The sequence below is a fragment of the Rhizobium sp. FKL33 genome (assembly GCF_005222915.1).
Classification (GTDB): Bacteria; Pseudomonadota; Alphaproteobacteria; order Rhizobiales; family Rhizobiaceae; genus Rhizobium_E.
Genome location: NZ_STFX01000008.1, coordinates 88,075 through 102,991, shown reverse-complemented (window position 1 = coordinate 102,991; position 14,917 = coordinate 88,075). Strand labels below are relative to the sequence as shown.

13 protein-coding genes are annotated in these 14,917 nt (G+C 61.6%); 2 read left to right on the top strand and 11 right to left on the bottom strand.

Features of this window, described 5'->3' with window-relative positions; translation table 11 throughout:
- Positions 1-58: 58 nt before the first annotated feature.
- The 7 genes from E8Q41_RS06035 to E8Q41_RS06005 form a co-directional block, all read right to left on the bottom strand.
- Complete coding sequence (locus tag E8Q41_RS06035) at positions 59-1,954, bottom strand: methyl-accepting chemotaxis protein (RefSeq protein WP_137154618.1); 1,896 nt, start codon at positions 1,952-1,954, stop codon at positions 59-61.
- 62 nt (positions 1,955-2,016) lie between these two features.
- Complete coding sequence (locus tag E8Q41_RS06030; RefSeq protein WP_137154617.1) at positions 2,017-3,825, bottom strand: methyl-accepting chemotaxis protein; 1,809 nt, start codon at positions 3,823-3,825, stop codon at positions 2,017-2,019.
- Positions 3,826-3,910: 85 nt separating this feature from the next.
- Positions 3,911-5,590 (bottom strand): methyl-accepting chemotaxis protein, encoded by a 1,680-nt coding sequence (locus E8Q41_RS06025; RefSeq protein WP_137154616.1) that lies wholly within the window; start codon positions 5,588-5,590, stop codon positions 3,911-3,913.
- A 48-nt stretch (positions 5,591-5,638) separates the two neighbouring features.
- Positions 5,639-6,121: a chemotaxis protein CheW gene (locus E8Q41_RS06020; protein WP_137154615.1), complete on the bottom strand. Its 483-nt coding sequence runs from the start codon at positions 6,119-6,121 to the stop codon at positions 5,639-5,641.
- Positions 6,118-8,100 (bottom strand): chemotaxis protein CheA, encoded by a 1,983-nt coding sequence (locus E8Q41_RS06015; protein ID WP_137154614.1) that lies wholly within the window; start codon positions 8,098-8,100, stop codon positions 6,118-6,120. Before E8Q41_RS06015 ends, E8Q41_RS06020 begins: the two co-directional genes overlap by 4 nt.
- Positions 8,097-8,465 carry a response regulator gene (locus E8Q41_RS06010; RefSeq protein WP_137154613.1) on the bottom strand — a complete coding sequence of 123 codons (369 nt, stop codon included), beginning with the start codon at positions 8,463-8,465 and terminating at the stop codon, positions 8,097-8,099. Before E8Q41_RS06010 ends, E8Q41_RS06015 begins: the two co-directional genes overlap by 4 nt.
- Positions 8,465-8,767, bottom strand: coding sequence for an STAS domain-containing protein (locus tag E8Q41_RS06005; RefSeq protein ID WP_137154612.1), 303 nt, complete (start codon positions 8,765-8,767; stop codon positions 8,465-8,467). Before E8Q41_RS06005 ends, E8Q41_RS06010 begins: the two co-directional genes overlap by 1 nt.
- Positions 8,768-9,252: 485 nt before the next feature.
- On the opposite strand from E8Q41_RS06005, the gene E8Q41_RS06000 reads away from it, so the two are divergent.
- Positions 9,253-10,869 (top strand): chemotaxis protein, encoded by a 1,617-nt coding sequence (locus E8Q41_RS06000; RefSeq protein ID WP_137154611.1) that lies wholly within the window; start codon positions 9,253-9,255, stop codon positions 10,867-10,869.
- A gap of 45 nt (positions 10,870-10,914) precedes the next feature.
- On the opposite strand, the gene E8Q41_RS05995 is transcribed toward E8Q41_RS06000, so the two are convergent.
- From E8Q41_RS05995 to efp, 4 genes are all read right to left on the bottom strand, one after another.
- Complete coding sequence (locus tag E8Q41_RS05995; protein ID WP_137154610.1) at positions 10,915-11,394, bottom strand: GNAT family N-acetyltransferase; 480 nt, start codon at positions 11,392-11,394, stop codon at positions 10,915-10,917.
- The gene (locus E8Q41_RS05990) at positions 11,391-12,113 is read right to left on the bottom strand and encodes a ParA family protein (RefSeq protein ID WP_137154609.1); all 723 of its coding nucleotides are present in this window, start codon (positions 12,111-12,113) and stop codon (positions 11,391-11,393) included. The genes E8Q41_RS05995 and E8Q41_RS05990 overlap by 4 nt, the downstream gene beginning before the upstream one ends.
- 131 nt (positions 12,114-12,244) lie before the next feature.
- Entirely contained in the window at positions 12,245-12,922 is a 678-nt protein-coding gene (locus E8Q41_RS05985; protein WP_137154608.1) for a hypothetical protein, read from the bottom strand.
- Between the two features lie 138 nt (positions 12,923-13,060).
- Entirely contained in the window at positions 13,061-13,630 is a 570-nt protein-coding gene (gene efp, locus E8Q41_RS05980) for an elongation factor P (protein ID WP_137154607.1), read from the bottom strand.
- A 141-nt stretch (positions 13,631-13,771) separates the two neighbouring features.
- On the opposite strand from efp, the gene epmA reads away from it, so the two are divergent.
- The gene (gene epmA, locus E8Q41_RS05975; RefSeq protein ID WP_137154606.1) at positions 13,772-14,827 is read left to right on the top strand and encodes an EF-P lysine aminoacylase EpmA; all 1,056 of its coding nucleotides are present in this window, start codon (positions 13,772-13,774) and stop codon (positions 14,825-14,827) included.
- Positions 14,828-14,917: the final 90 nt, after the last annotated feature.

Sequence of the window (14,917 nt, the reverse complement as noted above, 5' to 3'; positions counted from 1 at the left end):
ATCGGTCTTTCGGTCGATCGCGGCTGAGGCCGTCCATTTCATCTGCGCATGCTATTCCTCACGCTGTTTCGCGGAAATGATCGTCGTCAGGGTCAGATCCGCCCAGGCGCAGGTCAAGCGCAAAACCGCGCGCGCGCGCCTGTTGGGCGGAAATGCTGTTGTCCTTGCGATAGCCCGGCTTGACCGGCTGAGCCTTTTGACGGCGATCGTCTCTCGCTGCGTTGTCGACGCGGAAGAAGGCGATCGAGGTCTGTAATTCTTCCGACTGGGCAGCCAGTTCTTCTGATGTAGCCGCCATCTCTTCAGACGCCGACGAGTTCTGCTGCGTCACCTTGTCGAGCTGCTGGATCGCCTCGTTGATCTGGGCTGCGCCGATATCCTGTTCGCGGCATGCGGCGGAGATCTCGGCCACCAGTTCAGCGGTCTTACGGATATCAGGCACCAGGCGCGCCAGCATGTCGCCGGCTTCCTGCGCAGCCTTGACGGTGTCCGAGGACATGTCGGAAATCTCGGCTGCGGCGGACTGGCTGCGTTCGGCGAGCTTGCGCACTTCGGAGGCGACGACCGCGAAGCCCTTGCCATGCTCGCCGGCGCGTGCCGCTTCCACCGCTGCGTTGAGCGCGAGCAGGTCGGTTTGACGGGCGATTTCCTGCACGATGCCGATCTTCTGAGCGATGGTCTGCATGGCGGCCACAGCGCGATTGACGGCGTCGCCAGAGTTTTCCGCGTCCTTCGCCGACTGACGGGCGATCTTCTCGGTCTGGGCGGCGTTATCGGCGTTCTGCTTGATGTTGGCGGCCATCTGTTCCATCGAAGCCGAGGCTTCCTCGGCGGCGGCGGCCTGTTCGGTCGCGCCCTGGGAAACCTGTTCGGAGGATGCCGAGAGTTCCTGGCTGCCTGAGGAAACGTTGACCGAGGCGGAAATCGCATCGGCGACCACGCCGCGCAAGCGATCGACCATGTTGCGCAGGGACACGCCGAGACGATCCTTTTCGGATTGTGGCGTGATGTTGATCGTGAGGTTGCCGCTCGCGATTTCTTCCGCCACCTTGGCCGAAGAGTTGAGGTTCTGGACCATATTGCGCATCGAATGGCCAAGCGTGTCCTTGTCGGACAGGAGCTTGATCTCGACGGCGAGATTGCCCTTGGAGATTTCGTCCGCCATGGCGGCCGTACCGCGCAAATTGGCGGTCATCACGTTGACGGTGTCGACGAGATCCTTGATTTCGTCATTGGTCTTGACCTTGACGTCGGAGTTCAGATCGCCGAGCGCCACGGCGTTGATCGCGGTCGCCGCCGACTTGAGACCGCGGCCGATACCCATGGCGATCCAGATCGCGATTGAGACGGACAGGATGAGAAGTAGGCCCGACATGCCGGCAAGCGCATTGAACGCCTGTGCATATTGCTGATTGGTAGCCTCGTCGGTCTTTTTGAGATCCTGTTCGATCTGCTTGGTGATCTCATCGATTTCCTTGAGCAACGCCTCTGTGAAGCGAGCACCGTCGCTCATCGATAGCTTGGCCGCTTCGGCATTGCTTTCGGTGGTGTTGATCGTGGCGAGTTCGATGATCCGGTCCTGAATCCGCGCCAAGTCCATGTAGTTCGCCTTGATTTCGACGACGAGGGCCTTGAGGTATTCCGGCGCATTTGCATGCAGACCGGATAGGGACGCTTCGGCCTGCTTGCGGCTTTCAGAAAAATGCGTCCTGTATCCGGCGATCGCTGCTGGATCCGTGTTCATGATCGCATTCTTTTCGGCGCGGATGCCGTCGGAAATAGCATCCGCCAGCGCCTTGGAGAGCGATAACTCTTTCACCGGGCCGGCCACCATGTCGGTAATTGCCGTATTGAGCGAGGACAGGTTTGTGATGCTCAAAATCGCCATTGCCGAGACCATCACGATGATGACGGAAAATGCGGCTGTTAGCTTGGCTTTGATCGTGAAACGCATGGATGCTTCCTCGGTTGTCCAATGGAGACGGCGCGGAACCCTGTCGCGCCGCCTGGTCTAAATCAGGCGCTCGCCCGGAAGTCTTGATCGTTCTCGTCTGGCCCGCCCTGGTCCAGATTGAGGGCGAATCCCTTCACTCTTTCCTGCTGGGCCTTCACACCCTGGGACGGCGCAGCGGGGCGACGCGGCTGGGTTTTCGCAGGCGCGGCATGAGCGGCGGCGCGCTTGACCGGCGCGGACGCGGCGCGATGGTTCTGCTCGACCTTGAAGAAGGAAATCGAGGTCTGCAGTTCTTCCGACTGGGCGGCCAGTTCTTCCGATGTCGCGGCCATCTCTTCAGACGCCGAAGAGTTCTGCTGGGTCACCTTGTCGAGCTGCTGGATCGCCTCGTTGATCTGGGAGGCGCCGATGTCCTGCTCGCGGCAGGCGGCGGAGATTTCGGAGACCAGTTCGGCGGTCTTGCGGATGTCCGGCACCAGGCGGGCGAGCATTTCGCCGGCCTGCTGGGCGGCCTTCACGGTGTCCGTCGACATTTCCGAGATTTCGGCTGCGGCGGACTGGCTGCGTTCGGCGAGCTTGCGGACTTCGGAGGCGACGACCGCGAAACCCTTGCCGTGTTCGCCGGCGCGGGCAGCCTCGACGGCCGCGTTCAGCGCCAGCAGGTCGGTCTGACGGGCGATTTCCTGGACGATGCCGATCTTCTGGGCGATGGTCTGCATGGCGGCCACGGCGCGGTTGACGGCGTCGCCGGAGACTTCCGCATCCTTGGCCGACTGGCGGGCGATCTTTTCGGTCTGCGAGGCGTTGTCGGCGTTCTGCTTGATGTTGGCCGCCATCTCTTCCATCGAAGCGGAGGCTTCTTCAGCGGCGGAGGCCTGCTCGGTCGCGCCTTGCGACACCTGTTCGGAGGAGGCCGACAGTTCCTGGCTGCCCGAAGACACGTTGACCGATGCGGCGATAGCGTCGGCGACGACGCCGCGCAGGCGCTCGACCATGCTTTCCAGCGAAAGACCCAGCGTGTCCTTGTCCGACAGCGGCTTCGGCGTCACGGTCAGGTCGCCATTGGCGATCAGGTTGGCGATCTGGGCCGTGTTGCGCAGATTGCCGACCATCACATTGATCGTGTCCACGACGTCCTTGATCTCGTCATTGGTCTTGATCTCGATGTTCTGGTCGAGATCGCCGATGGCGACGGCGTCTGCGACGGCCTTGATCTTCTTGAGACCCGTATTGATGCCCACGCCGATCCAGACAGCGACCGCGAGAGAGAACAGAAGCACGAAACTGACAATACCGATCAAAATGTTGCGGGAATTGTCGTATTGCGCGTTCGTGGCTTCGTCAGTCTGCTTGAGATCGGCGGCGATCTCTTCGTTCAAGCCTGCAAGCGTCGCGAGGAGGTTGGTGTTGTTTGCGGCGCCTTCGCCCATGGAGATTTCACCGGCGCGCATGTTGCTCTCGGTGGTGTTCTCGACGGCGAGCGCGATAACCCGGTCCTGGATCGGATACCAACCGGAGAGGAGAGTCCGGAACTCGGCGATTTTCTCGCGGATTTTAGGGTTTTGTTCCTTATCGAGTTCCTTCAACAAACGCTCGATCGTGGCGCGGCGTTCTTTCACATCCGCAACATAGCCCTGGATCTTGGTGGGATCTGTGTTGATGATGGCGTTCTTTTCAGCGCGGATGCTGTAGAGAACCGCATCCGAGAGATCGCTGGAGTTACGCAGATTGGCCGCCGGACCCTGAATAATGTCCGTAATTGCGGTGTTGAGCGACGACAGATTGACAATAGCCATGAAGGCCATGACCCCTGTCATGAGGATCACCAAAGAAAAGGCGGCGGCTAACTTAGCCTTGATCGTGAAGCGCATGTGTGATGCATCCTTGAATGCAGGTTGTCGTCGTCAGATTTGTGCCCTGGGCCACGAGACGCAGCCCAGGACTGTTTCGTTCGGATCAGCCGGCGGCGCGGAACTCGTCGTCGGCGCTGTCGGGGCCGCCATGGTTCAGATCCAGCGCGAAGCCGCGCACGCGGGCCTGCTGTTCGCTGACGCCGAGACCGGCCTTGCGGGCAGCCGGCTTGGCGGCAGGCCGGGCGATTGCCGCCGGAGATTTGCGGACGGCGGCGGTCTTGTTGTTTTCCCGCGCGTTTTCGACGCGGAAATAGGAGATCGACGACTGCAGCTCTTCGGACTGGGCGGCGAGCTCTTCCGAGGTCGAGGCCATTTCTTCCGAGGCCGACGCGTTCTGCTGGGTGACCTTGTCGAGTTGCTGGATCGCCTCGTTGATCTGGGAGGCTCCGATGTCCTGCTCACGGCAGGCCGCGGAGATTTCAGAGACCAGTTCGGCGGTCTTGCGGATGTCGGGCACCAGGCGCGACAGCATTTCGCCGGCTTCCTGCGCGGCCTTCACCGTGTCCGAGGACATGTCGGAAATCTCGGCTGCGGCGGACTGGCTGCGTTCGGCGAGCTTGCGCACTTCGGAGGCGACGACGGCGAAGCCCTTGCCGTGCTCGCCGGCGCGGGCGGCTTCGACCGCTGCGTTGAGCGCCAGCAGGTCGGTCTGACGGGCGATTTCCTGGACGATGCCGATCTTCTGGGCGATCGTCTGCATGGCGGCCACAGCCCGGTTGACGGCGTCGCCGGAGATTTCCGCGTCCTTGGCGGACTGGCGGGCGATCTTTTCGGTCTGGGCGGCGTTGTCGGCGTTCTGCTTGATGTTGGCGGCCATCTGTTCCATCGAAGCCGAGGCCTCTTCAGCGGCGGCAGCCTGCTCGGTGGCGCCCTGCGACACCTGCTCGGAAGAGGCCGACAGTTCCTGGCTGCCCGAAGACACGTTGGTCGAGGCCGAAAGCGCATCGCCGACGACGCCGCGCAGGCGCTCGATCATCGCGTTGACATAGCCGAGCAGTTCGCCGATCTCGTCCTTGCTGGTGATGTCGGCGAGCTTGGTGAGGTCGCCTTCCGACACGCTGCGGACAGCGGCGTTGGCGCGCGTGAGGCCGGCGGAGATCGTCTTGGAGATCCAGAAGGCCGCGCCGAGGGAGATGAGAAGCGCTACGGCGCTGATGCCGATCATGATGCTGCGGGCGGAAAGATATTGCGCCTCGGCATTGGTCTCGGCGTCCTGCATGCGGCCGCTTTCGATCTCGATCAGGTCGTAGATGACCTTGTCGATCTCTGCGATTGCAGGACGAAGATCGACCGTCGCCTGGGTGGCGCCGGCAAGATCGCCTGCGGCGAGGCGCTGGCGGGAATAGTCGTCGCCCTTGATGAATTTATCGCTGTTTTCGCGGATCGAGGCCCAGAGCGGACGACCCTTCTCGGTGGCGAGACCCTCGGCGGCGACCAACAGTTCTTCAAAATGCTTGCGCGCCGCGTTGCCCTTCTCGATGGTGCTGGCGCGCTCTTCTGCATCGGTGGCGAGCAGCAGGTTCTTCTGCTGGCGGATCATCTGCAGAAGTTCGATATCGATGGCCTGCGCGGTCTTGAGCCGCTCTGCAGGTCCGTTCAGCACGTCGCTGATCGTCGTGTTGAAAGCGCCGAGCGTGAAGATAGCATATCCGGCCGTCGCCACCATAAGAATGATGAGGAAGCCGAAGGCCACCCCCAATTTCGTTTTAATCGTCAAAGACATAACCCAACCCCTTTTAGGATGTATTCGGAGCCCCCGCTCCATGCAGTGCTATTTGAAGATTGCTCTCATGTTCGGCACGATGATGAAGTCGTTGCCCCGCTTCACCAGGCAGTCGATGAAATCCGGTCGCCAGCGCATGCCGACCGAAGGCGGCGGCTCGCTGGCGGTTTTGGTCAATGTGGTGACCTCGTAGACTTTGTCGGTGCGGATGCCGATCAGGACCGGCTCGCTGTCCAGGTCGAGGTCCAGCTCCATCACGATGATCCGCGTGTCCTTGGTTGTCTTGCTCGTCTCCATGCCGAAGGCCTGGGTGATGTCCGCGAGCGGGATGACCCGGCCGCGGAAATTGATGACGGCGGCGACGAACGGCCGGGCGCCGGGCACCGGCGTTTCAGGCACGAGATCGAGGATTTCCCGCACGCGGATGGCTTCGATGGCCAGTGTTTCTCCGGCGATATCGTAGGTGAGCACTTCGAGTTCGCTGGCGCGGTCCCAGAAGGTGCTGTCGATCTTGCGTTGTGCTTCCATCATCCTGCGGCGCGCAACTGCGCCTCCTCTAGCTGGCCGGCGGCGACGAGATGGGCGACGTCCAGGATCAGGGCGACGGAGCCGTCGCCGAGGATGGTCGCGCCCGAGAAGGTCGCCACGTCATGATGCAGTTTCGACATGGACTTGATGACCGTCTGGTGATCGCCGATGATCTGGTCCACCACCAGGCCGACGCGTTCGGAGCCGGTGGAGATGACCACCACCTTCTGGAACGGATCGGGCTTGGTGCCGGTCTTGAACAGGTCGCGGAGACGGATGAACGGCACCAGGCTGTCGCGCAGCGAAATGAAGCTGCGTCCGCGCGAGCGCATGTCGTCCTCGAGCGAGAGTTCGAGGCATTCCTCGACCGCCGACAGCGGGATGACGTAACGGCCCGAGCCCACCCGCACGAGCAGACCATCGATGATGGCGAGCGTCAGCGGGATATTCAGCGTGATGTCGGAGCCCTTGCCGGGCGTGCTGACGATGTTGATCGAGCCGCGCAGCGCGTCGATGGTGCGCTTGACCACATCCATGCCGACGCCGCGGCCGGAGAGATTGGTCACGGTCTGCGCAGTCGAGAAACCCGGCTGGAAGATCATCTGCAGGAGGTCCTGGTCGGACAGCTGCTGATTGGGCTGAATGAGGCCGTTCTGCTCTGCCTTGGCGCGAATCCGTTCGCGGTTCATGCCGCGGCCGTCGTCGCTGATGATAATCTTGACCTCGCCGCCGGTCTGGCGCGCCATGAGCCGCACCTTGCCCGCCGCCGGTTTGCCGGAAGCAACGCGTTCCTCGGCCGTTTCCAGGCCGTGGTCGCAGGAGTTGCGCACCAGATGCACCATGGGATCGGCGAGGCGTTCGATAACGCTCTTGTCGACCTCGGTCGTTTCGCCTTCGGTGACCAGTTCGATCTGCTTGCCGGTTTCATGGGCGAGATCGTGGATCAGGCGGCGGAAGCGGCCGAACAGCTGCGTCACCGGCACCATGCGCAGCACCATCATCGTGTCGCGCAATTCGCCGGACAGGCGTTCGATGTCTTCCGAGACGGCGCGCAATTGCAGGTCGCTGCCGCTGGAGGCGAGCTGCGACAGGCGGGACTGGGCGATGACGAGTTCGCCGACGCGGTCCATCAGTTCATCGAGACGCTCGGCGGGCACGCGGACGTTTTCCGCCGATTTGCTGGATTGCTTGACGTCGATCGCCGCCGGACGCCCTTCCACCGGCTGAATGGGCTTGGGCGCCGGCGCGGAGCGCGGCGCTTCGGCTTTGACCTCGGGCGCGGCGACCGCCGCGGGCGGTTCGTCACGGACAATGTCCAGCTTCATGTCGTCCATCACGAAGATGAACACATCTTCGATGGAGGACTTGCTCGCTGCGCCATCGAGCGTCACGGACCAGGTGACATAGAGTTCGGTCGGATCAAGACCATCGAGCGTCGGAACCGCGCTCGTATCGATCTGCACTTCGCATTCGCCGAGGTCGCGCAACTCGTCGATCAGCGGCAGAGGATTGGTGCCGTTGGTCATGGCGTTGGCGGGCAGCGAGAAGCGGATCTTCCATTTGCCCTTCGGCGCGGCCGCGGCCGGAGCCGGGGCTTCGCGGCCAGCTGCGGCTTCGACGGCGCGATGAAGGCGACCGAGAAGGCTCTCGCTGATAGCGGAATGGTCTGCGCCGGGCTGCTCGACGAGGACGCGCATGTGATCCTTGGCGTCGAGCACGGCCGAGATCAGGTCCTCGGTCGCCGGCACTTCACCTTTGCGCACTCTGTCGAAGGCTGTTTCGCAGTGGTGGGTGAAAGCAGCAAGGGCTTCGAAGCCAAACATGGCTCCGGAGCCCTTGAGCGTGTGGAGACTGCGGAATACCGCATCGACCTGATCCTTGTTGCTCAGGTCTTCGAGCAAATCTAGCAAGCCTGCTTCGATCAGCTCCAGGAGTTCCGCCGCTTCCGTCCGGAAAACGGCTATTGGATCGGGATGGCTCATTTGCCGAGCACCTTGCGCACGATTTTGACGAGATTGTCGGGATCGAAAGGCTTGGTCAGCCAACCGGTCGCGCCGGCGGCCTTCGCCTGTTCCTTGATCGAGCCATCGGATTCCGTGGTCAGGAAGATGATGGGAACGCCCATCTGGCTCGGAATTTTGCGGAGCTCGCGGATCATTGTCAGCCCGTCCATGACCGGCATGTTCAGATCGGTGACGATCAGATCGTAATGACCGGAGGTCGCCTTAGCGATACCTTCGGCTCCGTTGATCGCTTCGGTGACGGTGTACCCGGCGTTCGACAGCGCCACATTGGTGGTCAGTCGAATGCTCGCGGAGTCGTCGACGGTCAAAATATTCGCAGCCATTATTGCATTCCTTCGTGCAGCCAAAATTGCGCGTCCTCTTGAGAGAGGACATCCAGAAAGCCCGCCCGCTTCAGCGCCGCCTTAACGGCGTCGTTCGCGGGGCGGGAAAGAGTGACGGGCTTGCCGCCTGCGGCGGCGCTTTTGCGAACGGATTCAACCAATTGCAGAAAGGAGAGGTCGATATCCTCGCAGTTTTCGAGGTCGAGTTCTATCCTGCTCGAAGAACTCGCATAATCCTGCAGCGCCGCGTGAATATCGCGGATATTTCGAATATTGGCTTTGGAAGGCGCTAAATAAGTCATGTCCTCACCTTTTTACTGGTGTTCGCGCAAATACTTCTAGCGGGTGAGGATCACAGGGAATGGCTAATGAGAGGTAAATTTATAAAGGGAAAAGTTCATCCTATCTAATAGTATGCTAGTTTTGAGAGAGAATGCTAAACGGTTTTTTAATAGACGATAACGATTTGTTTAAATTTGCAGATCGTTGAAATTACTTAGGTTTATATAATTTTAGACAGTCCAAATATTAGATCATTGAAGAGTGCGGGAGAGGATTCGGTAACCAGTGCGCAGATTTATGGGACAACCCCTGCACGAATTTACCGATCGTTTGTCGATTTGCCTTAAGCTTCGCTCACATATGAAATACGTTTGGGGACAAAACGTTGTTGCAAGTAAAACAGAGTAACGTTGCGTCATGGCGCGTCGGCCGAGCGGACCTCGACGCGAAACTCGCCGTTGCACATGGAAAATTAGAGAAAAAGTTCCTCGAAGGCGGAGCGGTTTTGATTGCGATCTCCGATATTCTGAAGCGGCTGATCGCATCGCTCGACGCCCTGACGAGCGTGCTGGACACAGAAGCCTCGAATGCAACGATGCAACGCATTCTCTCGACCGCGAAGGAACTGGCTGAACTTCCGAAATTCGAACAGGCGCGGCTCGCCGGTTTCGAGAAGCTGCGGGCAGCCTGCCAGAAAATGCAGTCCAATGTGGAAGACATGCGCGAAACCATGCGCTATCTCCGCACCTTCGCAATCACCGTCAAGATCACGGGCGCCGGCATCGCGGAATTCGCAGGCTTCGCCGACGAGATCCGTGAGCGTATCCAGTCGGGCGCGCAGGAAGTCGACCGGTTCGGCGACCAGCTGTCGGCCATGGCGGTGCAACTCGCCGCCGCCACGCAGTTCTCGGCGCGCATTTCCCGCGAGTATGGCGACGTCGTCCCCGGCGTGGTCCGCGATCTCGAACGCGACGCCGGCGTCATCGCCGACCATCACCGCAAGCTCTCCGGCATCGCCAATGACGTGAAGTCGCTGGCCCGCGCTATCCAGTCCAAGATCGCCCAGGTGCTGTCGGCGCTGCAGATCGGCGACATCACCCGCCAGCGGCTCGAGCATGTCCGCTCGAGCTTCGAATTCCTCGACGAGTTCAGAGCGTCTCCGGAAGGCGCGGCCCTGAGCTTCGAGATGAACGAGGCGCTCGACGCGGTCATCGACCGCTTGGCCGCGGCCCAGACCGAGAGCATGGTCGACGATTTCGAGCGCGATTGCCGCAAGATCATGCAGCTGATGCAGAGCTTCGTCGACGACGCCCATTCGATCATGGCGTTGCGCGAGACGATGCATCAGAGCGGCGATCGCGGCGGCAATAATTTTCTCGCCACGCTGGAGCGCGGCGTGGCGGCGGCGAGCGGTCTCGTCTCGAACGTCGCCGAAACCAGCGCCAACGCCAACAAGGTCGCGCAATCCACCGGTGAAACGGCCCATAGCCTGGTCGACGGCATTTCGATCATCCGCGGCATAAAGACCGACATTCATTATATGGCGCTGAATTCCAACCTGCGCTGCTCGAAGCTCGGCGACGAGGGCCGCTCGGTCAATGTGGTCAGCGCAGAATTGCGCGTCTTCGCCGAAAAGCTCGAAGAGCCGGCCAACAATGTCGTGGACGAGTTGCACCATTTCGAGAGCGCCGCCGAGGCCTTTTCGCAATGCGCCGAAGCGACGGGCTCCGATCTCAGCGCGCCGTTGCGCGAAGCGCTCGACGACATCCGCGCCATGTCGAAGCGGATGGAAGAGAGCATCTCCTTGTTCGAGCATGAGGGGCAGGAAGTGTTCGCCAAGGTCAGCGCCGCGCTGTCGACGCTGGATTTCGAAAGCGAACTCGGCGATGTGCTTCGCGACTGCGTCGACGTCGCCCGCGATCTCGCCGCCCAAGCCGAAGGCGACGCCTCCATTCTCGGCTCGTCCGCCGATGCGCTCAGCGCGCGGATCTACAAGATCTACACCATGGCGTCCGAGCGCGACCTGCACCGCGAATTCATGGCGGTGAACCAGGCCGCCGACGAACCGGCGGCGAAAGCGCCGATGAGCGACGAGGATCTGTTCGACGACGCGTTGTTCTGAGAACACGGTGGAAAGCGGGGAGGGCGCCCGAGGCTCCCGCCAGTTTCAGAGACATTTCCGCATGACGTGAAACAAGGCGTCGTCGCGAGCGAAAGTCTCCACCGTCGTCCAGCCCAAGGACCTGTAGAGGCCGACGGCGCTCGCGCTATACAGAGACAAGCGTTCTATGCCTGACGCCGCCGCGACAGATTCGATCTTCGCGACCAGCCTGCGCGCATGGCCTTTGGCGCGATGTTCGGGCGTCACATAGAGGCCGGCGAGCCAGGGGTTGAGATCGGGACGATCGTCGAGGTCGTCGTCGCAGAGCGCGACCATGCCGATGGGTTCTCCCGCATCGAGCAACACATAGACCTGCGGCAACAAAGCGTGATCGGCTGTCGCCGCGCGTTCCCGCTCCATCAGGTCTTCGAAGGATAAGCCGCTCTCGGAGAAAAATGCGTTCCATCGCCAGCGACCCGTGACGACCGCAAGATCGGGCCGTTCACGGGTCGTCACGAAAGACAGGCGGGAACTTGATACGGTCACGCCACCGCGCGGGGGCGGGGCAGGGCGACGGCCGGCCGGGCCGGGCGGACGCGGTTGCGGTTCGGCACATAGCCCAGCACTTCCTCGGCGAAGGCGGCGGCGTTTTCCTTGGCCTTGTCGAGATTGCTGACCCGTTCCGGGTTCATGTCGTGGAGGCTGCAGCCGTAATCGAACAGGTCGCGATAGGCGGAGCGTTCGATGATCGGCGTGTCGAGCACGCGCACTTTCCGTTCGGCGAGCATCTGCTTGACCACCTGCAGGGCGCGAGTCGTCACCATCGAGTTAACGCGGGTCAGCACCACCGAATGCGGGATGCGGATGGAGGCCTTGTCCTCGAGATATTGCAACAATTCCAGCACCTGAGCGCCGCCCTTGGCGTCCATGGCGCAGCCTTGGATGGGTATCAGCACATGATCGGACACGCCCAGGGCGGTGGCGATGAGTGGCGAGCAGGCGCCGGGAAGGTCGAGAAGGAAGTAATCTGTCTTGTCGCGATACAACGCCATCTGTGACTGCAGGTTGGCGACGGTCACATAGGACACGACATTGATGTTGGCGAGCGGCGAACCGGTCTCATGCCAGCGGCTGATCCAGCGCTGCGGATCGGCGTCGAGAATGGTGACGCGCTCGCCCTGCCGGGCGAGTTCGGTGGCGAGAAGCAGCACGGCGGTGGTCTTACCCGCGCCGCCCTTGGTGTTTGCGAAAGTGATGACCGGCATTGCTTGACGTCCTGAAAAAACATTGCTCGCGCCAGCCCGATCCATCGGCTGAAGCTCTTCCACGATCTTTGCCAATCGTGGTTAAGAAAGTCTTTCGGCCCGCCTACTAGTTTGTGCACCTCAGGATGTTTCTACCGCTCGCGGGCGCAGAAAAACTGCCTCCCATCGGGCAGCGAGATGCGCGCGTCATCACCGCGGATCTCGAAGGTCACGCCTTCGGCGCCATAATCCGAGCGTTCGACGAAACGGTCGCCATCCGCTACGCCGACATGGACGGCGTTTCGCCATTCGATCGCGCCGACGGGGGGATTGCTTTCGATGAGCGTCGCGGTTACCGGCAGGTCGATCTTCCGACAGTTGAGCACGAAGGGGCCGCGAGCCAATGCGTTTTCGGCTTGCCGCGCTTCTTCATGCTTTTCGAGAAGACGATGAATGCGCCGCGCATAGGCGGCTATGATGCAGCTTCGCGTTTCCTGCGCCAGCCAGCAATCGTTTCGGGCGCTTTTCCAGCCGGCCGCATCCGCTTTCATCGCCGCCGCCCGCTTGGGCTCCGCCGCCTTCAGGGCGAGCGCATAAAGACGCGCCGCCTCGCGATCGAGCAATGACAGTTCGTAATCGCCGCAGATGGTCTTTTCGGCGCGTCCAGCCGGATTGGCGCAATCGAAAGACGGGCTCCCCGCAACGGCGGGGGAAGAAAAAGCCGCCGAAGTCAAGACAGTCGCCGCTGCTGCAACCGTCAGCGCCAGTGTCCGATAGGACGACAGGCTGCGTTGAAACGCGATGAACATGGGTCGACGGATCGGGGTCATAAGCGTCACCTCTGCCTGTGCGACACCTCGTTGAAAGGGCGCCGTGTCAGGCTGTAACGCGCGAATCCGCCGGATGATCCCCAAAAGAAAAGGCCCGCGACGAAGGCGGGCCCCGATCTGTTTTGTCTCGCGCGGGAATTAGCTCTTGGCGCGTTCGACGTAGGAACCGTCTTCGGTCAGCACGACGATCTTGGTGCCGGCGTCGATATGCGGCGGGACCATCGAGCGAATGCCGTTGGACAGCATGGCCGGCTTGTAGGACGACGAGGCCGTCTGGCCCTTGACCACCGGCTCGGTTTCCATGACTTCGAGCACGACGTGGCGCGGCAGTTCCATGGCGATCGGGTTGCCTTCGTGGATCGACAGGATCACCGTCATGCCATCGGCGAGATAGGCCTTGTCGTCGCCGATCATGTCGGGGGTCGCCACGACCTGATCGTAGTTTTCCGGGTTCATGAAATGGAAGCCTTCGCCATCCTCGTAGAGGAACTGGAAGTTGATGTCTTCCACGATGGCGCGCTCGACCTGTTCGGTGGTCTTCCAGCGCTCGGACACCTTCACGCCGTCGGAAATGCGGCGCATGTCGATCTGCGTGACCGGCGTGCCCTTGCCCGGATGAAAATTCTGCGCGGTCAGAACCACATAGAGCTTGCCTTCGATGTCGAGGACATTGCCCTTGCGGAGCTGAGAAGCGATGACCTTTGCCATAGGACTTCCTTGTAACTTGTTTGAACGCGCATTAAAGGACGGTCGAAACCGGCCAACTGCCCGCCTTTTTCAGGATGTGGCGCGCCAATAACCCGAAAACGGGCAAATTGCCAGTCTGAATCGAACACGAAGATGAGAAACATGGCTTCGACGACGCCGTCCCGTTGGTGGGCGCCCGATGTGCATGCCGACCGGCGCCCCTTTCTGCTCGCCCGCAATCGCGTGCAGGCGGCGCTGCGCGCCTATCTTGCCGGTGGCGATTTCATCGAGGTCGATACGCCGGCGCTGCAGATTTCGCCTGGAAACGAGACGCATCTGCACGCTTTCAAGACAGAGTTGATCGGCTCCGATGGGGAGCCGCGCGATTATTATCTCCATACTTCGCCTGAATTCGCCTGCAAGAAGCTGCTGTCGGCGGGGGAAAAGCGCATTTTCACCTTCGCGCATGTCTATCGCAATCGCGAGACCTCGCCGACCCATCAGCCTGAGTTCACCATGCTCGAATGGTATCGAGTGGGCGAGCCCTATCAGGCGCTGATGGTGGATTGCGGGCGCATGCTGGCGCTGGCCGCCGAGGCGGGCGGGACGACGACCTTCTCCTATCGCGGCATGAGCTGCGATCCCTTCGCCGCGCCCGAGCGGTTGACGGTGGCCGAGGCGTTCTCGCGCCATGCCGGCATCGATCTTCTCGCCACGATCGCCAAGGATGGCGAGACCGATCGCGACGAACTGGCGGCGCGAGCCTCGGGGGCTGGCATCCGCATCGCCGAGGACGACACCTGGTCCGACATCTTCTCCCGCATCCTGGTCGAAAAGGTCGAGCCTCGTCTGGGCGAGGGGCGCGCGACCATTCTCTGCGAATACCCCGCCGCCGAAGCCGCGCTCGCCCGCCGCTCGCCCAGGGACGGCCGCGTCTCGGACCGCTTCGAGCTTTACGCCTGCGGCGTCGAACTCGCCAACGCCTTCGGCGAACTCACCGACCCCATCGAACAGCGTCGCCGCTTCGAGATGGAAATGGCGGAGAAACAGCGGATCTATGGCGAGACCTATCCGCTCGACGAGGACTTCCTCGCCGCGCTCGCGATCATGCCCGAAGCGTCGGGCGCAGCGCTCGGCTTCGACCGCCTGGCGATGCTGGCGAGCGGCGCCCGCCGCATCGACCAGGTGATGTGGGCGCCTGTGGCGTGGGGGGCGTGATGCGGAATGTTCTTAAGGCAGGCGCGCGCGCGGCTTGTTTTCCGGTTGTTGCTGAGACGACGGCGTGCACAGCCCCTCATCCGGCTGCCG